At 65.5% G+C, this 18,177-nt stretch carries 20 protein-coding genes and 1 pseudogene; 2 read left to right on the top strand and 19 right to left on the bottom strand.

Annotation, left to right across the window (positions count from 1 at the left end):
- Positions 1-132: 132 nt before the first annotated feature.
- From ACWV17_RS07955 to ACWV17_RS07890, 14 genes and pseudogenes are all read right to left on the bottom strand, one after another.
- A complete protein-coding gene (locus ACWV17_RS07955; protein WP_455359069.1) occupies positions 133-924 on the bottom strand; it encodes an EamA family transporter in 792 nt (263 codons plus the stop codon).
- Between the two features lie 627 nt (positions 925-1,551).
- Positions 1,552-2,763 (bottom strand): helix-turn-helix domain-containing protein, encoded by a 1,212-nt coding sequence (locus ACWV17_RS07950; RefSeq protein WP_455359068.1) that lies wholly within the window; start codon positions 2,761-2,763, stop codon positions 1,552-1,554.
- Between the two features lie 140 nt (positions 2,764-2,903).
- A complete protein-coding gene (locus ACWV17_RS07945) occupies positions 2,904-3,143 on the bottom strand; it encodes a hypothetical protein (protein ID WP_455359067.1) in 240 nt (79 codons plus the stop codon).
- Positions 3,144-3,494: 351 nt separating this feature from the next.
- Positions 3,495-3,974, bottom strand: a complete 480-nt coding sequence (locus ACWV17_RS07940) for a phage terminase small subunit P27 family (protein ID WP_455359066.1) — start codon at positions 3,972-3,974, stop codon at positions 3,495-3,497.
- A 586-nt stretch (positions 3,975-4,560) separates the two neighbouring features.
- Positions 4,561-4,866, bottom strand: a complete 306-nt coding sequence (locus ACWV17_RS07935) for a hypothetical protein (RefSeq protein WP_455359065.1) — start codon at positions 4,864-4,866, stop codon at positions 4,561-4,563.
- A gap of 476 nt (positions 4,867-5,342) precedes the next feature.
- The gene (locus ACWV17_RS07930; RefSeq protein ID WP_455359064.1) at positions 5,343-5,822 is read right to left on the bottom strand and encodes a hypothetical protein; all 480 of its coding nucleotides are present in this window, start codon (positions 5,820-5,822) and stop codon (positions 5,343-5,345) included.
- Positions 5,822-6,034, bottom strand: a complete 213-nt coding sequence (locus ACWV17_RS07925; RefSeq protein WP_455359063.1) for a hypothetical protein — start codon at positions 6,032-6,034, stop codon at positions 5,822-5,824. The genes ACWV17_RS07930 and ACWV17_RS07925 overlap by 1 nt, the downstream gene beginning before the upstream one ends.
- A 372-nt stretch (positions 6,035-6,406) precedes the next feature.
- The gene (locus tag ACWV17_RS07920) at positions 6,407-7,837 is read right to left on the bottom strand and encodes a DNA primase family protein (RefSeq protein WP_455359062.1); all 1,431 of its coding nucleotides are present in this window, start codon (positions 7,835-7,837) and stop codon (positions 6,407-6,409) included.
- Positions 7,837-8,271, bottom strand: a complete 435-nt coding sequence (locus ACWV17_RS07915) for a hypothetical protein (protein ID WP_455359061.1) — start codon at positions 8,269-8,271, stop codon at positions 7,837-7,839. Before ACWV17_RS07915 ends, ACWV17_RS07920 begins: the two co-directional genes overlap by 1 nt.
- 796 nt (positions 8,272-9,067) lie before the next feature.
- Positions 9,068-10,714: a recombinase family protein gene (locus ACWV17_RS07910; RefSeq protein WP_455359060.1), complete on the bottom strand. Its 1,647-nt coding sequence runs from the start codon at positions 10,712-10,714 to the stop codon at positions 9,068-9,070.
- Between the two features lie 34 nt (positions 10,715-10,748).
- A pseudogene (locus ACWV17_RS07905) lies at positions 10,749-10,820 on the bottom strand (SipW-dependent-type signal peptide-containing protein); the annotation flags it as partial.
- Positions 10,817-11,335, bottom strand: a complete 519-nt coding sequence (locus tag ACWV17_RS07900; RefSeq protein ID WP_455359059.1) for a YbaK/EbsC family protein — start codon at positions 11,333-11,335, stop codon at positions 10,817-10,819. The gene ACWV17_RS07900 and the pseudogene ACWV17_RS07905, both read right to left, overlap by 4 nt.
- Positions 11,336-11,407: 72 nt before the next feature.
- Complete coding sequence (locus tag ACWV17_RS07895; protein WP_455359058.1) at positions 11,408-13,015, bottom strand: penicillin-binding transpeptidase domain-containing protein; 1,608 nt, start codon at positions 13,013-13,015, stop codon at positions 11,408-11,410.
- Positions 13,016-13,164: 149 nt separating this feature from the next.
- A complete protein-coding gene (locus ACWV17_RS07890) occupies positions 13,165-13,356 on the bottom strand; it encodes a hypothetical protein (RefSeq protein ID WP_088795864.1) in 192 nt (63 codons plus the stop codon).
- A 170-nt stretch (positions 13,357-13,526) separates the two neighbouring features.
- On the opposite strand from ACWV17_RS07890, the gene ACWV17_RS07885 reads away from it, so the two are divergent.
- Complete coding sequence (locus tag ACWV17_RS07885; RefSeq protein ID WP_455359057.1) at positions 13,527-14,660, top strand: glutathione-independent formaldehyde dehydrogenase; 1,134 nt, start codon at positions 13,527-13,529, stop codon at positions 14,658-14,660.
- 118 nt (positions 14,661-14,778) lie between these two features.
- Here the strand turns inward: ACWV17_RS07885 and ACWV17_RS07880 are convergent, their stop codons facing one another.
- Positions 14,779-15,150, bottom strand: a complete 372-nt coding sequence (locus ACWV17_RS07880) for a hypothetical protein (protein WP_455359056.1) — start codon at positions 15,148-15,150, stop codon at positions 14,779-14,781.
- 305 nt (positions 15,151-15,455) lie between these two features.
- Positions 15,456-15,590 (bottom strand): hypothetical protein, encoded by a 135-nt coding sequence (locus tag ACWV17_RS07875; RefSeq protein WP_455359055.1) that lies wholly within the window; start codon positions 15,588-15,590, stop codon positions 15,456-15,458.
- Here ACWV17_RS07875 and ACWV17_RS07870 point away from each other — a divergent pair.
- Positions 15,555-16,007 (top strand): creatininase family protein, encoded by a 453-nt coding sequence (locus ACWV17_RS07870; RefSeq protein WP_455359054.1) that lies wholly within the window; start codon positions 15,555-15,557, stop codon positions 16,005-16,007. The genes ACWV17_RS07875 and ACWV17_RS07870 overlap by 36 nt on opposite strands.
- 705 nt (positions 16,008-16,712) lie before the next feature.
- On the opposite strand, the gene ACWV17_RS07865 is transcribed toward ACWV17_RS07870, so the two are convergent.
- The 3 genes from ACWV17_RS07865 to ACWV17_RS07855 form a co-directional block, all read right to left on the bottom strand.
- Positions 16,713-17,174, bottom strand: a complete 462-nt coding sequence (locus tag ACWV17_RS07865) for a hypothetical protein (RefSeq protein WP_455359053.1) — start codon at positions 17,172-17,174, stop codon at positions 16,713-16,715.
- Entirely contained in the window at positions 17,171-17,581 is a 411-nt protein-coding gene (locus tag ACWV17_RS07860) for a helix-turn-helix domain-containing protein (RefSeq protein ID WP_455359079.1), read from the bottom strand. Before ACWV17_RS07860 ends, ACWV17_RS07865 begins: the two co-directional genes overlap by 4 nt.
- Positions 17,582-17,646: 65 nt before the next feature.
- Positions 17,647-18,066: a type II toxin-antitoxin system RelE/ParE family toxin gene (locus ACWV17_RS07855; protein ID WP_455359052.1), complete on the bottom strand. Its 420-nt coding sequence runs from the start codon at positions 18,064-18,066 to the stop codon at positions 17,647-17,649.
- Positions 18,067-18,177 lie beyond the last annotated feature (111 nt).

Raw genomic sequence — 18,177 nt, 5'->3', positions numbered from 1 at the left:
CAGCGACGCGACCGTAGGGAGCGCCCTTGACGGTCCGGTCCGGCCCGCCATACTCACAAACCGGGCGGCCCCGGGTTCCCGTCCACTCCTCGCCCCCGGGCGCAGTCACCCCCGCCCCGCCCCCGGCGACCGTCACGCCACCCGCAGCATCAGGCCGATGCCCAGCACCATCAGGCCGGCCGCCGCGATCCTTGGGGCGCCGAAGCGTTCCTTGAAGAAGAGCGCCCCGATCGCCGCGCCCACGATGATGCTCGACTCCCGCAGCGCCGCGATCAGGGCCAGTGGCGCCTTCGTCTGCGCCCACAGCACCAGTCCGTACGCCGCCACCGACATGCCCGCGCCCAGCAGTCCGCGGCCCACGAACGGCTTCAGCTGCGCGGCCAGTCGGCCGCGGCGGACGTACAGCGTGTACGCGGGGATCGCGAGGCCCTCCAGGATCATCAGCCAGGCGATGTAGCCGAGCGGCGTGCCGGAGGCGCGTACGCCCACGCCGTCCACCACCGTGTAGGCGGCGATCGACAGGCCGGTGGCCAGCGCCGCGACCAGCGCCGGCCAGTGGGGCCGGCTGCCCGCGCCGCGGATGCCCCACAGCGCGACGCCCACCAGCCCGGCCGAGGCGACCGCGACGCCCGCCAGCTGGCGGGCGTCCGGCATCTCGTGCACGAAGACGGCCGCCAGCAGCGTCACCACCAGCGGCGCGGTGCCGCGCGCGATGGGGTACATCTGGCCGAAGTCGCCAAGCGTGAACGACCGCATCAGCAGCGCCTGGTAGCCGACGTGCAGGATCGCCGAGGCGATCAGGTACGGCCAGGCCCCGGCAGCCGGCAGCGGTACGAAGCAGGCCATGACGAGACCGATCGCCGCCCCGCCGCCCGCCATCAGCGTGAAGGCGATCAACTGGTCCTTGATGCCGTGTCCGAACACTGATGACTTCCAACAAGATACAGGAGGCAGCGGTGGGCCACGGCGAAACCCTCCACATCGGCTTACGCAGGGGGCGTGCCTCTGAGACAACGGCAGCAAGAAGCCCCCGCCATACGCACATGACGGGGGCCGTTCCGACGCGCTGAACTGTGTTGCTCGCCGCCGCTCAGCGGGCCGGAGCCTCAGGCACGGCTCAGGGTGTCCGGCGGGACCAGCCACTCACGGCCCCCACCCTCAGGCCACAGGAACGCCGTAGGTCGCTTACGGCGCTCCCCTGGCATGTCGGCAGGGTCTTCGTAGTCGGCGATCACAGCGCGCAGGATGCCGACTCTTCCCGCGCCGTCTTCAACCCGTCTGCCAACGTCCGCCTGAGTGACCACTAGGGACACCTGGCGTGCCGGTAGACAACGACCGGCGGACCGGACTGCCTTTCCAGCGTCCCCCGACGCACGCGCTCAAGAGACCCAATCGGCTTCATGCACGCCGGGCACGTCTCGCCTTTCGGCGCGTACGTCGTGTACTCGAACTGATTCGCGTTCGTCTCGCTGCCGGTCTGCGTCGTCATGCCCCGATGCTCGCGACCCACAGAGCGCACCTACAGGGACGCAACGCCCTAGTTTTCGGGCCTTAGTTGGCAACCCCCAGGAACTCAGCGAGCTTACGCAGACCAGCGGGCCGAGACGGTCCCGCCCATAGGTCGCTGACAATGGCCACAGCCAGCGTGTGATGCCGCATCCATGCCGGGGCGATCTGGCGCAGCCGCTCAAGGGCTTTGACGGCCCCCTCAGCGTTCCCTAGGTCGGCATGCGCCCGGGCTACGTCCAGGAGCAGCCACGTACGCCAGGAAGGCGGTGTATCGGCACTGAGGCGCATTCCGTGGGCGAGCGCTAGCGCCTCTTCCGGCCGTGCGTGCTGAACAGCGAGGCGGACGCGCTCAATGCGGACGGAGGAGCGGCTGAACACCGAGACCATCTTGCCGTCTGCTGGGGGTGGCAGCGTGGCCAGACGGCGGGTCGCATTCTCCGCTGTGGTCATCATGTCGTTCGCTGTGTCGTAGTCGCCGGAACGGGCGGCAGAGGTGGCCGCGGACATGACCAGTCCACCCCATACCCGCAGCCCCTCAGCAGTGTTTCCCTGCTCTCTCTCGACCCCGTCGGCGGCATAGACGGCAAGGTGTTCGGCGTCGTCCAATCGGTTCTGCCGCTGATAGTTCCACGCAACAGAGTTGCTGATCATCGGCGCTAGCAGCGGATCGGATGAGTCGGAGGCGGCATTCATGGCGCGCTCAAGAGCGGATAGTGCTAGGTCTGTCTTTCCGAGACGGATAGCCAGGTGTCCGCCCAATTGCAGCGCCTTGCCCAACGCTGCCTGGCCCGCTGCCTTTTCGTCAGAAGTTCCCACAGCAGCAGCGAAACGAGCGTCAGCGATGATGCCGGGCAGCACTTCCATGAGGCGCCCGAATTCGGCGCCGTGGTAGAGAGTCCAGCCATCGGAAATCTCACGCCGCAGAAGCGGCAGGGACAGCCGCTCAGCGCCGTTCGGCTCCGGGGGCGGGGCGAACAGCGGGGGCATGATGGCGCGGCGTACAGCGACCAACTGAGGTGGGTCTGCTTCGCCGTTGGACGGCACGCCGGGCGGGTCGCCGAGTAGTGCGGTCAGCTCAACCCCGAGCCCCTTTGAGAGCGCGTGCAGGGTCGGCAGACGCGCACTGTGCTTCCGTCGCTGCTCCAACTTGCGCACCACGTCAACGGACACTCCGGCCCGTTCGGACAGCCCCTCTTGCGTGAGGTCTGCGAGGCGGCGCAGACGCGCTAGCCGGTCGCCCAGGTGCTCAGCCATACCGACACGCTACCCCCGGCCGGTCTCCGGAAGCGGGGCCAGCCAACAGCAGGACCTGACGGCCCATCAGAGACACAGAACGCCCCCGACAGCGGGGAGCCATCGGGGGCAGCTTTGAGCACCGCCAGAGAGTGCGGAAGCTAGGCGGTCACCGGCGCGATATCGATCACGACCACCAGGCGGCGCCGCACGATCACCGCATACGTGACGTCGGACCCATCGGCCAGCTTTACTCGGCGGGCCGTCACATCGCCATTAACGGCGGAGGAGTCGCCCGCGAATGGGGCACTGGAAAGAACACTCAACCCGTCCAGCAAACGCGCACGCTCCCCCTCCACAAGCGCATCACGCACCCGCGCGGCCTCCTCGGTGTAAGTCACGCTGTAAGACATATTTACCCTCCCCGGAAGTCTGTATTGCTTGGGAATCCTAGCGAAACCGAATTCGTATATGCGTTCGATTGCGAGATAAGGCAAAACCCCGACAGCGGGGAGCCATCGGGGGTGGTTACCTCGTGCCGCAGTTTCGCGGGTGGCCGTCGATACGCACCCGCCGGGGGAACCGAGGGGCGGACTCATCAGCGGGCCGGACGATTGGCAGCGAGCGCCGGAACCGCCACGCGATCAGGCCGGGCGGCGCGGGCACGGCTGATGGCGGCACTTTGGTCAGCGAGGGTGGTGACCTCAGCCCTAAGGCCGGTCAACTCGCTGTAGATCTCGGTTAGTTCGGCGTCAGTCCCAAATCCCGTCCGGGTCGTCATCGTCGTCTGACTGCGGCGCAGCAATGCGGGCAGCAGCGGACGGGGACAGTCCTAGTTCTACTCGGGCAGCGCGGAGGATGGACGAATAGGTGTTGACGACGGTTGTCGCCGGATTCTTCACGAGTCCGCCGTTAGCGCCGACGACGAGCAACCCGTCACGGCTTATGAGCCGTTCAGCTTCCCATACCCGCGCCTGCGCCGTACAAAAGGTGATCACCACCTCGCGCTGAGCGTCGCTGATTCGAGTAGCAGCGGAGAGAGCGGGGGCAACGCGCTGCCAGATACCCGAGGCATCAGCCTTGACCCTCTCGGCCCCCGGCCCGTCGCCTAGAACGGTGTCCCAATCGGGCTCTGTTAGGTCACTCGGGGGCAGCGTGAGCCGTTCGGCATGCCGGTCAGCGCGGTAGCTGCCCTCTCTGAGGTGCTGATGAATTGGTATTGCAGCGCCCATGTGGACGGCTCCTTTGGTAAAAGGCGCAGGTCGCGCCACAGGAAAGATCGTTTATTGACATGCTGGTTTTTTGCCTCCTGCCTGCGCCCGATTGAGGCGAGCCGGGGGCCATGCCCACCCCCTGTAGTCAGAATGGCGGTTTATCATCGCTGTCTGTAACCCAGCGGCGAGCCTCGCGCTCTCGTGCCTCTCGCTGTGAACGCTGCTCCGCATGGAATCCGCCTGGTTCACGCTTAGGCCGTTCCTTTGCGTCACACGGCTTGCACAGTGGTCGAAGGTGCTTGAAGGCATCAGGGTTCGGCTCGCCCCTTGCCACAAGGTCACGACGACGCAGCGGCCAATGGTCAGCGACTTTCGCCAGTTGCCCACAGAGAACACACCACGGATTGCGGTAGATGAACTGAGGCTGCACCACCCGATTCCAGCGTGAGCCATAGCTAGAGCCACCACGGTTATCCCGCCGGCTTGCCCGCTGCTTAGCGTGCACCGGGCACGTGCTGTCTTTTCCGCGCACTAGCTCAGGGCATCCCGCTTGTGCACATGGTCTAGCTGGCTTCGATGGCATAGGGGCAGGGCTCCAAGGGGGCTATTCACCGTACGGCTCCATACGTATTTCGTATGTGTGGGGGTGGTCAGTGCACCCGTTGATGTTCTCCAATTCCACGCGCACAGAACGGGTGTCCGCGTAAAAGGGGACGTGCAGCATGACCTGAGTACCGGTGACGCTGACGCGCGCCAACAGATCTTCGTCGGTGCACACGGTCACGTCATATCCATGCTCACAGCGCATGACAGGCTGTACGAGCACAATGGCCGCGTCGTGGTCCTCGACAGACACAGCGCTAGTGCGGTAAAGCGTGCCCGAGGTGATCGAAACAACGTCATTCAGCATGGGCATTCTCATCTCTATTCGCGAGCAAAGGGGCCCCCGACGCTGGCCGGCAACCGGGGGCCCATGCTCTTAGTGGTTCGGCCTATCGCGCTGTGCGAGCAGATACTTACGGCACGGCAGACAGACGGGCCACGTGTGGTAAACGAGAAGGTGTTCTGGTACCCCGCGCGAGCGCAGTGCCTCGGCGCTGTGCGGGTAGTGAACTCGAACTGCCGCTAGCTCAGTCCCGCAGCGATGACACCAGGGGTACTCACGTCGGCTCATGGCGCAGCGGAATCACAATCGGATTCCCGCCAGCATCGCGAGGAGTGACGTCGAAACCGACCCGCCTACCGTCCGGTGTGATCGTCCACTCCACCCCCCGGCGAACGACCGTTCCCGAATACCCTGCGGGCGCTAGATCAGCCCACGCTGGCGAACCATCAGCGAAGCGCGGGAAGTTGGGGTAGTCGCCATTCGGGCCAGGGGTCAGCGCGTCACTCGCCATTAACGAACGCCTCACGCTTCGCCTCTAGCTCATCAGCGAAGTCCGCCGCAATATCCGCCGCCGCCGACTCAGTGGCGCGAAGGATGTCATCCATCATGGTGGAGTCGTACATCCGGTTTTCAGGCACGGTCGCGGTGTGACCGAGTTTTGTCTGTGCCCACTGGGCAGCATTGAGAATGTATCCCCGCTTATGGCGGTGTGCCCGGAACTCAGCGAACGCGATAAACCATGGCTCCTCAGCGACCAGCTCTAGGAACCGCGCCTTAGCCACGTTCGCCGCCGTGTTGTTGGCTTCATCCTCTGCCCGCCATGAGGCGAGCGTCTGTCGGGCGTAGTCTTCCTCACGCTCGGCGCGCTCAGCGTCTATCTGTGCCTGCTTCTCAGCCTCGATGGCCTCTAGCTTGGCCAGCTCCTGCGCAGCCTTCTCAGCGGCAGCGCGAGCCTTGTCTAGGGAATTCTGAGTAGCCATTACTTCGCACCACCCGAGACATCCTGGCCCAGCTCGCGCGCAGCGTCCTTCTGGAGGCAGTAATACGCCAGCTGGGTCTTAAGCGAAGGGCTCAAGGTGTCGTACGCGTCCGGCCGCTCAGACTGCAGCCGTGCAATACGCTCCATGCCAGCGTCGTAGGAGAACAGCGAGGCCTGGCTGCGCTTTAGCTGTTCGCGCGATTCGGCGGTCATTCCATCTTTGTACATTGTTTGGGTCTCCCTTATTGGATTGGGTTGCAGGCCCTGAATTCGGAACCTGGTTTAGTTGAGTGGGTAGCAGGCTGCTCAATGAGTAGGCTGGACCCGACTACGCCGAGGGGCAGCGGGAAGGGGCGGCGGTGACGCAAGGTGACACCCCTACGCGAAAAGCCGTTCATATACGTTCTAGGTGGCTAGTTATGTTTCCTCAAAACACTGTCACCACTGTCACCCTGTCACCATTAACTCTCTGACCAGGAGAAATGTGGGTGACACTAGAAACGGGGAAGGTGACGCCAAATCGTCGCCAGCGTCACCCACACCCGCTGTCCCGCCTGCTATGCCCGATTCGATGACGCCGGAGCGTCACCCTTCAGCGGCAAAGATGCCGAGCCCGTCACCCCGCCGGTCACCCGCTAGGCGAATGCCGACCAGGCCCCGCCCGTTCTTAGTGCGGAACGGCTCTAGGGTCCGGTCGCGCTCCCGCAGTGCCTTTAGCAGCGAGGCGGAACGGTTGAACGCGTCCATGCCCTCGTTCTCCGCCCATGCCGTGTAGGCATTCCAGATATCAGCGTTGGTCATTCGGTGGCCGGGGACAGGCTCCAGGATTCCGGGAAAATAGCCCGCTAGCGGATCGCTCTCATCCTTGTATTCCTCTACGGCAGCCTTAACGCTGGCAGGGTCTTGCAGCCCCTCCCGGTGCCACGCCACAGCACCACGAACGAGCCATGCCAGAATGCCTGCCCGCTCGCTGCGCAGCGTGTCCTCTAGCGTCAGGTCCTTACGGTCACCCTCGAAGCGCTGTTGAAAGGGGATGAGCTTGATTCGACGCCACGTGCCGTTGTCCTGCTCCCGCACTACGGGTTTGTAGTTCGTGGCCAGCAGGATGAGCGCTTGGGGCTTGAAGGAATAGGGGCGCCTGTACTTCGGATTAACCGTAATTTCTTCACCGCCCGTGGCGTTCTTCACAGCGGCTGAATCCAGCACAGCACTACGGTTCGTCTCGCTGGCAAGCGCAACGCGTGCGCCCACCAATAGCTCGGTGTCAGGTCCTCCGCGAGCCTTCCCGCTGGTGGTAAAGAGATCGAACGGCACCGTTGCCGCGTGGTCGCCTAGTAGTTCCCGCAGTACGGTTAGCAGGACTGACTTCCCGTTAGACCCTTCGCCATAGAACACAGCGAAGCACTGCTCTTTCGTATGACCGGTCAGCCCGTAACCTAGTAGCCGCTGGACGTAGCCGGGCAACTCCGGATCATGCGCGAAGATCTCATCTAGAAATCGTTCCCACCTGGGGCACTCGGCGGCGGGGTCGTACTCAGCCATTACGGCCTTTGATATCCGCTGCTCGGGCTGGCCGGCTGAAATCTCACCTGTCCGGAGATCGATGACTCCATTGGCGGCAGCGAGCAAATCGGGGTGTGCGTCCCACTTGCCGCCGTAACGCACTTCCGGCAAGCCCTTGAGCATGTCCACAACGTTGTCCCGCCGCTGCTTGCTGCCTAGGTACTGCGAACGCCGCTGGTCCTTCTCGTCGCGCCGTAGGTCCCGCAACATGCTTTGGACCGTGGACGTAACGTCGTCGCCCTCGTGGTCGGCCTGCCAGGAATGCGCCCCGTCGGGGAACGTGCGCCAGCCGCGCGAACGGTCATGGGTAAGCGAGTCGTTGAAGCGATTCCGCAGCGCGTGTATCGCTAGGTCGTCATCGCTCATGGTGCCGATGTCGTCGGCGTCCGGCGTTCCCTGCTGGGCCTCTATTGCGGCCAGAAAGGTCGCTACCTGCTCGGGGGTAAGGGTCATCAGCCAGACACCCCCGCAGCGGCAAGGATCTCGGCGATTCCGTCAGCCTGAGACTTGAGCAAATCCCTTACACGCTTCTCGCGTGCCCCGAGCGGCTGCATCGCAGCGTACTCAATGAGCAGTCTGTGGCGCTGGTTGCGTAGGACGAAGAGCTTCGCGCGCAGAGCCTCGGCATCCCAATTCACGCTGGCATCATCCGGTTCGCAGAGCACATAGCCGGGCGTGTGCTGCGTATCGCGCGGGTCTACTTTCTGACGACGCTTCGGCACGTAGTCCGCGCAGTGCGAATTGCGATGCCCCAGCGCGCTGCCGTGCCAGTGTCCTTGCCCGCAGAAGGGGCAGTGAACTTCCCGCGACTCACCAGCGAGTTTGCCGTTACTGCGGTATAGCTGCTCTAGTCGCGCCGCAACGCGTGGGGGAGTATCCAGGTTCATAATGATCTCCGATATGGGTTAGGTGAATGGGTATAGGGCGTCCGCGTGATACCGGCGCAACGCACAGCAAGGCACCACCCTTGCCGCTGGTTATTGCGCTGCGCCGGTACCGCGCCCCATATCCCCCGCTCTCGCGGGTAGCTCAAATGAAAAAACCGCCCTATCCGAGGAATCAACGCAATGGGACATCACGACCATTGCGAGGACTCACCCGGATAGGGCGGTCTCTGTGCGCGCGTTATCAACCGACGCGGCGGCGGAGCTTGCGAAGCGGACTGAAGTGATGTCGTCCGCTGTGGTGAGAGCGATTTTGCCTCTCACTAGGTACCCAGTGAGTCGATTGCTTCTCCAATTAGACTGGAGTGCAAAAGCTTCCAGACAATACGCACAGACGCGGGCGAATGGGACAGAAGGCATATCAACCGTTACCGTTCTGTTATAAAGGGCCCGGCCGGCTGGAGCGGAATGGCTGTACGCCCGTCTGCGGGGGCATTCTCAGATCATCTGGCAGCGAACCCCAGGGGCAGGGTTTCGGCGCGTCAGAGGGCCGCCTGTGGCCGCATTGGTGCCTCTGTGGCGACAGCGCCAGTACCGGGCAGCAGAACGCCCCACCGATCCGGGGATTCAGCGGGGCTAGTTCGGGGTCCAAGCGGGCGCATACGTCGCTGACAGTGACTCAGGTGACTGTCTCGGCTCCGTGTACACGCTCAGGGGTCGGAGCGCGGCATTCTCTGCGAACGAAACAGCCCCGGCAAGGTCATGACCTAACCGGGGCTGTCTAGTGTTGATGCGGTTGCTAGCGGATTACTGCCTGCCGTTGCCGTTGCCGTGGCAGCTCACTGCTGTCGCTGGGGCGTGCGTACGCCTCCGCGTCAATGGTCCCCTGGAGTTCCTGGGCGGCGTCAGTGAAGAACGGCTCTGCCAATTCGAAGGTGACCCGGGACGTGTCCAGTTCCTTTGCCCGAATCGTTGTCGCCTTTGCCACGACTACGTGCGTCCCAGCCTCCAGAAGCATGTCCCTCCTTACCGCTGCGTCTTCCGTGGCGTGCCATTCGTCGCGGTACATGCGGCCGCTGTGCGTGATCTCCGTACGGGCCTCTACGCGCTCTCGCGATTCGAGTTCCGCCAGGCGAGCGTCAAGCGCGTCCGCCCGTCGCTGCCAGGCTTCCCGCGCTGCCATGCTCCGTTGCCTTCCCTCTTGCTCCTGGTGGGCAGCGAACTCTGCGGCCGTCGCGTCGATTTCGGGCTGTGGGTCGTACCCCGGGATGACCCGCGTGACCGTCACCCGGAGCCCGCCTACAGCGCGTAGGAATCGCTCGGTGACGTGTTCCTCGATCCAGTCAGCGCGAACGTGTGAGGGAGCCTCACAGTGGCGACCACGGGCGCGTGCGGCGCACTTGTAGATGATGGAGCGATTGACTCCCCGCGTCTGCTCGCTGAGGTACATCCGTGCGCCGCATGTGCAGTGGATGACTCCCAGGAGCAGTGCCCTTGTGTCCCGGCGTGGGCTCCGCGCGCCTTGCTGCGGAAGCAGGGCTGCCACGGCGTCGAACTCAGCGCGGGTCATGATCGGTTCCGCTGTGCACATCACGGGGTTGCCCTTACCGTCCCGCACGGGAACGCCGTTGGACACCTTCCACCCGATGAGGGTTTCCGACTTGAGGAGCCGCTTAAGGACATCGAAGGTCCAGCCGAACCGTTCCCGCGTAGTTCCCGTCTTCCCTCCTGTCTTTCCGCCGGTCTCTCGGCCGTTCTTGATAGCCCAGTGGTCGCGCGGACTAGGGATGCCTTCCTGATTCAGCTCCACAGCGATGGCAGCGAGCGTCTTTCCGTCACCTAGATCCTTGATGATGCGTGTGATGACGGCCACGGCGTCCGGGTCCGGAACCAGGGTCCATCCGCCGGTTTCCAGGGGTGCTGGCTGATAGCCAAACGGGGGACGAGAACCCCGCCAGCGCATAGGCATGACGCGCATAGCGGCTTGCGCCCCTTGGATGCGTTCCTTGATCGCCTGAACTTCCATCTGTGCCGCAAAGGCAAAGACGGTCACCATGAGCTGACTCATGGGATCCAGCGGGTTGCGGAAGTCGAGCACGAGACGACCGCCGGGGCCTTCAGCGAAAACGATCATCTTGCGGTGATCGCGTGCCCACGTGCTCAGGGCGTGGATGTCGTCCATGGACCGGACCAGCCGGTCAAAGCGCCAGCAGATCAGCGCATCGAACTCCGACGGCAGCTTGAGCCACTCGCCCAGTTCGGGACGCTCAAACGGTGTGGTCCTGCTGGCGCTGATGCCCAGGTCTACGGCGTCCCGCTCGCCGCACTCGATGCCCAGGGCAGAGGCTGCGCCGTCGATCGCTGCGCGCTGACGCTCGGGTGACGTCGTTTCGTCTGTGAGGACGGACAATCGAATGACGCGCACTCCGCGTAGTGGCTGGTCCACGGGTTCTCCCTTGTTGGCACTTGCCAGTGTACGGATGAGCGATGGCGTTCCAACTCGCGTGCGTGACCGCGGCGATGAGGACCGCCACCGCGACGAGCACGCTCACACGGTCTGCTCTCGTACGTCCACCAGCGTCCCGCCCGCGTGCGCGATCAGCGTCTTGGGCTCCAGCGGGAAGACCGTGTGCGGGGTGCCGGCCGCCGCCCACACCACCGCGTGGTCGAGCAGCCCCCGGTCGGCGAGGACCCGCGTACGGGTGCGGTGGCCGAAGGGCGGTACGCCGCCGATTGCGTAACCGGTGGTCTCCCGGACCAGGTCCGCATCGGCGCGACCGACCTTCCCCGCGCCCAGTTCCCGTCGTACCGCCTCCACGTCCACCCGCGAGGAGCCGTCCATCAGGACGAGGACGGGGACACCGTCCGCCGCGAAGATCAGCGACTTCACGATCTGGCTGAGCTCGCAGCCGATCGCGGCTGCGGCTTCCGCCGCCGTACGGGTCGCGTCGGGGAAGCGGCGGACCTCCACCTCCAGGCCCAGTCGTCTCAGCGCCTCGGCGAATCGGGGGTGCGCAGCGCTTTCGGGCACCGGGCTTCCGGACACAGCGCTTTCGGGAGTGCTCATGGCCTGCACGCTAGCGCTCGGTGTACGGGCCACGCGAACGGGTTCCCGCACATGCACGGTTACCGCCGCGCCTCAGTTGCCCGCCCGCAGTACCGCTGCCACGATCGGTCCGGCCGCATCCCCGCCGAGTCCGCCCTTCTCGACCACGGCGGCCGCCGCCAGGTCACCGGAGTAGCCGGTGAACCAGCTGTTGGGCTGGACGCTTCCGCCGGTCTCGGCCGAACCGGTCTTCGCCCCCTTCGGGGACGGGACGCCGGCCATCACACCGGCGCCCGAGCCCGACGTCGCGGTGAGCCGCATCGCGCGGCGCAGCGCCCCCGCGACGGAGTCCGCCAGCCCGTCGGCGGTTGCCAGCGGCCGGTCGTCCAGGGACTGCGCGACGATCACCGGCTGGCGGAACCGGCCCGTCTTCGCGGTCGCGGTCACCGAGGCCATGTTCAGCGGGCTCATCATCACCTTGCCCTGGCCGATCATCGCTGCCGCGCTGTCCTGCTTACCAATCACCGGCACGCTGCCGTCGAAGGACGGGACGCCGACGTTCCATTCGCGGCCGATCCCGAAGAACCGGTCGGCGGCGTCGGTCAGCGACGCGTCGTCGACGGCGTCACTGGCGATCGGCTTGATGAAGGCGGTGTTGCATGAACGGGCGAAGCTCTGCTCGAAGGTGGCGTCCTTGAGCGCGAAGCCCCTCAGATTGCCGAACGTCTGGCCGTACCAGATGGCCGACTTGGGGCACGGCGCGCTGCCGCCGTACGTCATCAGACCCTTGTCGAGGTACATCGCGGCCGTGACGATCTTCATGGTGGAGCCGGGGGCCAACTGCCCCAGGAACGCCGCGTTGAACCCGTCGGCGCGATGGTTGGCGAACCCCAGGACATGGCCGGTGCTCGGCTCGATCGCCACCACCGACGACTGGCTGTACTTCGCGACCGCCCGTTCCGCCGCCTGCTGCACCTCGGCGTCCAGGGTCGTCTCCAGCTTCGCCGGCCTGCCCTTCGACAGTGTCAGCAGCGTCTGGTCGGGGCTGCCCTCGCCCATGCCGTCGACCCACAGCTCGACGCCCGGTTCGCCGCCCTTGGCGCGGTCCCCGTAGCGCTCCCTGAGCTGGTCCAGCGCCGGCCCCAGCGAGGGGTACTTCTCCCTGGTGAGCGGCTTCCCGTCGCGGTCCACCGCCTCCAGGGACGGCGTCGACGCGGTACCGGTCCTCAGCTGGAGGCCGGCGGTCAGCTTCGGGTGCACGACGGCCGGCGCCCAGTCGACGAGCGCCTTGCCGGTCTTCACCCCGCGCACCACCGTCAGCGCCGACTCGTATGCCCAGGGCTTGGTCGTGCCGTCATACGACACCACGGCCTTGACCGAGAACGGGACTTTCGTGCCGACCGCCGTCCCCGGGGTCAGGACCACGTGGGACACATGGGCGTCGGCGCGGTACGCGGCCAGCGCCGGCTGCGCCTCGGCCGCGTTGTTCGTGAGCCCGGACGCGGTGTGCACGTCCCCCTCCGCCCACGCGGCGAGGAAGTCTTTCGCCGTCCGGTCGATCTCCTCGGCGGTGGGCGGGCCGGTCCGCTTCGACGCGCCCGCGCTTGTGCCGCCGAGCATGCTGTACGCGCCGTAGCCGACGCCCCCCGCCACCACCAGGAACACGCCGCCGACGATGGCGACCTTTGCCCCGCTTCGCATCCGATGCCCCCAGTAGCCCATCTGAACACGTTCAAAAACGGCCTGACAGGTCCACACCATACGGTGCGTGAGCGGGTCGGGGGGCTTCTGTTATCGGAACGGAACGGTTGGCCGGGGGCGATAGAAGGCCGGTGGCCCCCACGCACGCGTCAGCGGTCGGCGATGTCCTCGCGGAGGCCGTCGGAGAACTCCCACCACGACAGGGGGAGCCAGTCGCCGTTCACGAACGCGTCGACAGTCGCGCCACGACCGCGGACAGTGACCGTCGTTCCGGGCGGGTAGGAAGTGCCGGACAGGCCGAGCACGGGGACGAGCAAGGTCCCGAGCCGTTGTGCTGCCACGTGTCGCCCTCCCATTCGTGTCTCGGTGCCGTCGAGCGATACCAGTGCGGATATTTCTCCTGACATTACCGGCTTGCTCCCTCCGGCAGGCCGGAGAATCATGAGAGATAGGTCACGCGAAAAGGCGGGGGAGTCATGCATGCCCATCGCCGGCCAGGAGGTGGCGAGAAATGAAAGCCGTCGTCTACAAAGGGCCGTTCACCGTGGCGGTCGAGAATGTCGAGAAGCCCGGCATCCAGCACCCGAACGACGTGATCGTACGGATCACCTCCACCGCGATCTGCGGTTCGGACCTGCACATGTACGAAGGGCGTACCGCGGCCGAGCCCGGCATCGTCTTCGGTCACGAGAACATGGGAGTCATCGAGGAAATCGGACAGGGTGTCACCTCCCTCAAGGAGGGCGACCGGGTGGTGATGCCTTTCAATGTCGCCTGCGGATTCTGCACCAATTGCGTCGACGGATTCACCGGTTTCTGTCAGACCGTCAATCCGGGATTCTCGGGCGGCGCTTACGGCTATGTCGCCATGGGGCCTTGGATGGGCGGTCAGGCGGAGTACATCCGCGTTCCCTACGCCGACTTCAACTGCCTGAAGCTGCCGCCGGGTAACGAGCAGGAGACCGATTTCATGCTGCTCGCGGACATCTTCCCCACCGGTTACCACGGTTGTGAGCTCGCGCAGGTCCGCCCGGGCGAGAGCGTCGCGGTGTACGGCGGCGGGCCGGTCGGGCTCATGGCCGCCTACTCGGCTCTGCTGCGCGGCGCGAGCAAGGTCTTCGTCGTGGACCGGGTTCCCGAGCGGCTGGAGAAGGCCCGGGAGATCGGCGCGATCCCGGTGAACTTCGCCGAGGGCGACCCGGTGCAGCAGATCAAGGACCAGACGGAGGGCGTCGGCACGGACAAGGGCGTGGACGCCGTCGGCTACCAGGCGATGGCGCACAGCACGGACCGCGAGGAGCCGGCGACCGTCCTGAACTCGCTCGTCGGCACGGTCCGGCCCACCGGCGCCCTCGGCGTACCCGGTCTGTACGTCCCGGCCGACCCGGGAGGCCCCGACGAGCAGGCCAAGAAGGGCATGCTGCTCGTGTCGATCGGCAAGCTCTTCGAGAAGGGCCTGAAGATGGGCACGGGTCAGTGCAACGTGAAGCGCTACAACCGGTACCTGCGCGACATGATCATCGAGGGCCGGGCGAAGCCGAGCTTCGTCGTCTCGCACGAACTCCCCCTGGACGAGGCGTCGTCGGCGTACGACAAGTTCGACAAGCGCATCGAGGGCTACACGAAGGTGGTCCTGCATCCGTAGCCGCCGCTGGAGGTGGTCGAAGGGCGTGGGGTGGAGGTCGTGGAGACCTCCACCCCTCGGGGTGTGGCCGTTGCGGCCAGGAGAGTCGTGGACTGTCCGGGCCGCCGACGTGGAGTGGTCAGAATTCCTCCTCGTTGACGTAGACCTCGCCGGGGTCGAGGAAGCTGTCGTCGCTGTAATCGTCGGTGATGGCGTCACTGGTGACGTCGCGGTCGGGGTGGATGAGGCCACCTTCGGGGCCGTAGAGGCTGCCGGTGCCGTAACCGTCGTCGGTGATGGTCTCACCGGTGAGGCCACCGCAGTCGCAGAGGCTGTCGTCGCCTTCGTCGGTGACGAAGGAGGTAACGGCCGTGGGGTGGCTCAGGGCCGGCGTCGCGGCGGATGCCGGAAGGATGACGCCCCCGGAGATCACCGCGGTCGCGGCGACGATTGTCGCGATGCGGGAGGCCCGCCGCTCGGGCTTGGCGTCGGTGTGAATGTTGTGAGTCATGGGTCTTCCTCCGTGTTGATGCCGAGGGGCTTCCCTGCCCTGCCTCGGGGATGTGAGGTGGGGCCTCGCTGAGGATTCCGCCTCGTCGTGCGGGGCCTCGGGTCCTTGTCCTGGTGAGGCCTGGACGTCCAGTAGGCGTGAGAGGGCACTGCGGGTCACGTTCCGATGATTCGGGACTTGACGGAGGCGGGGGTGCTGGTTAAGCGCGCGGAGCTGCCGCCGGGGCACCATTGAAGGTCGTCATGGCACTGGGACTGGTCACCGTCGACCTACGCGCGAGGGTGCAGAGAGCCGTGTCGCTGCAGCTAGACCCAGGTGTCGAACCACATGCGGTTGCGCCAGGAGTCCATCGGGATCGGCTGGCCCGTGTACAGCGGGTAGAAGTTCAGGAACAGTCGCCGCGTGTGGCCGTGCTCCCGGTCGGTTCGTACGAGCAGCACGGCGCCCACCTGCCGCTCATCACCGACACGGCGATCGCATGCATCATCGCTCGCACCCTCCAGGCTGTGATCACGGATATCGCCGACTCGCTCGAAGCCTCAGGGGTGCGGAAGCTCGTGCTCGTCAACGCCCACGGCGGCAACTACGTGCTCTCCAACATCGTCCAGGAAGCCAACCCCACCGAACCGCGGATGAGCCTCTTCCCACAGAGCCGCGAGTGCAATCGAGCGCGCGAGTACGCGGGGCTGACGACAGACGCGCACACCGACATGCACGCAGGAGAGATCGAGACGTCGGTCCTGCTCCACGCGGAACCCTCCCTCGTGCGCCCCGGCTACGAGACAGCGGACCACGACGGCGGCGAGCGGCCGTTCCTCCTGACGCTCGGCATGAGGGCTACACCGAGACTGGCGTGATCGGCTTCCCGTCGAAGGCCACCCCCGAAAAGGGCAAGGCCGTCCTGACCAAGCTCGTAGAGGGTTTCGCCGAGCATCTGCGGGTCCTCGACGTCTGAGGGGACGTTGAGGTCCTCGCACCATTGCTGCCAATGAGATCTGGACGAAGCGCACGCACTGGGGAAGCGCCCGGCCGGTTATGGCCAGTGGCCCAAGCGAAGCAGGCTATCGATGGGACTTTCCCTGCTCAATCAAGGCGGCGCGCTCCGCTCGCCGCGCGCTCCCGGCTCACCGCCGTGGCCCGACGCTCCTGTCTCCGCCCCGCTCCGGCCCCGGCTACGCCGGTCGCGCGACTAGAGCGAGCCATCTTGGACGATGCCAGAGCAGGCCGACATGGGGCTGGGGGGTCGCCTCCACGGCTTTAGGCAGCCACCATGGGGCGAGCCTCGACGATCGAGGCCCACATCGGGCTTTAGCGGGCAGGTCCACAGACTGCCCGAGTCGCGGCAAGCTAACGGGCGCCAATCTGTCGCCCCATGGCAGCTCCCGCCCAACGCCGCTCCGCCGACCCTTGGCGTGCCCAGCTAGCGGTAGCCAGAGGAGGCGGTGAATCGAGGACGGAAAGCAGGCGGTCCCCGACCGTAAGGGCTAGTCGGGGACCGCTCTGGCTGGTTCGAATCACTGCGACACGTAACGCTCACCCCCGTACGAGGCAGGCGCCCAGGGTTACGAGTCGCTGACCGTGGGATGCAGTTCTTCGAGCACTTGTGCGATAAGGGACAGGATTGGTGGATCTACGCCTAGCTTCTGCGCCAAGCCGTGTACGGACTCCCGCAAGTAGGGATAGATCACAGCAACACCTATACGCTGCGTAAACCCTGCCTGAACCGATTCGTCGGCCGGCAGGTCGCCACTAACTGCAAAGTCGGCTACCGCGTCCGCTACGAACGTAGCGTCGTCGGTGTGGACGTGCAGGCGGCAGCGGACCTGAATCTGTCCGCCCTCCGCGCGGTACCAGACCTTCATGTTGGGGCCATCGGTCGGCTCCGCTTGTGAGGTCTCTGCAATACCCTCGTGAGTGGCGTGCAGCTCCAGGAAGGTGACGTCCTGCAGCTCTGCATTACTGATCAGCTTGGCCAGCTGTGGCCCAGCCTGGGAGGCTTGGGTGCGCCCTCGCTTCGTTGTCACTGAGCCGTCACAGCTCCCTCCGCGGACTCCCTCCAGGGTGCCCGGAAGGGTAGATGGCTAGGTGGCCTGGCCGCCAAGCGAACGGGCATCTCTGCCGTTTGCCGCCAGGTAGGCGCCAGGTCAGACCCTGAAGGATCAACCATCGAGCAAAGTCGGGCCCCGACAGCTCTGGCGTAGCGCTGTAGTGTCGGGTAGCGGGCGGCGCCGCCAACCCTCTCAAAGTCAGAGACGGCGGACTGTGTGGTTTCCATCCGTGCGGCCACGTCCTGCTGAGTCAGCCCTCTGCGCTTCCTCAGTACGACCAACGACTCAACCAGGCTGGCGTACGCCTCGGCGTCCTCGGCAGCAGCAATGATTTCGGGGTCGTCCGGGTCGATGCCAAGCAGCTCGTCCAGCGCAGGCGCCATCGCATCCATCTCCCCTCGTCGTGTAGCTACAGTATCGCCCAAACCCGATACTCGGGAACCTGGTATCACTCTTTTGATTGCCTCTTGCGCCACTCTTTGAGGCGGTGGTTCGCGGTGAGCTTGCGCCCAGGGGGCGTAGCCTGCGACTTCTTCTGGAAGAAGCTGAGGCCGAGTAGGAGCAGTCCACTGCTCTCCTCTGAGTAGAGGAGGCGGAAGATGCGATGGTCCCCGTCGAGCCGGATCTCCAAAAGATCTCCGCCGAGCGACTTCACGTCACCAGGGAGGGTCTGGTTGAGGCGGACGCGCTCCATCAGGGTCCGCAGCTTGGCTTGCTCGGTCCGGGTGAGCTTGCACTTGGCCAGTTCTTTCTTGATCGGGCAGGCCCCACCCTCGGTGGTATAGAAGTCCCACTCGCGCCCCAAGGCCCACCCCGCTCCCGCCCGCGCCCCTGACTTGCTTCCCAGGCTACCGGGTGTTGCATCCACCGTTGCATGGTTCAACGACAGCTGCGTTGGTTGTGCTAGGTGGGGCGAGAGGGTCGGTGGCCCGCGTGCGACAGACCACGTGATGGTGGGTACTTACCCAGCAACTGCGGC

The sequence above is a fragment of the Streptomyces mabaensis genome (assembly GCF_053763515.1).
The sequence above is the reverse complement of the archived record's forward strand: the minus strand, read 5'-3'. Positions and strand labels throughout refer to the sequence as shown.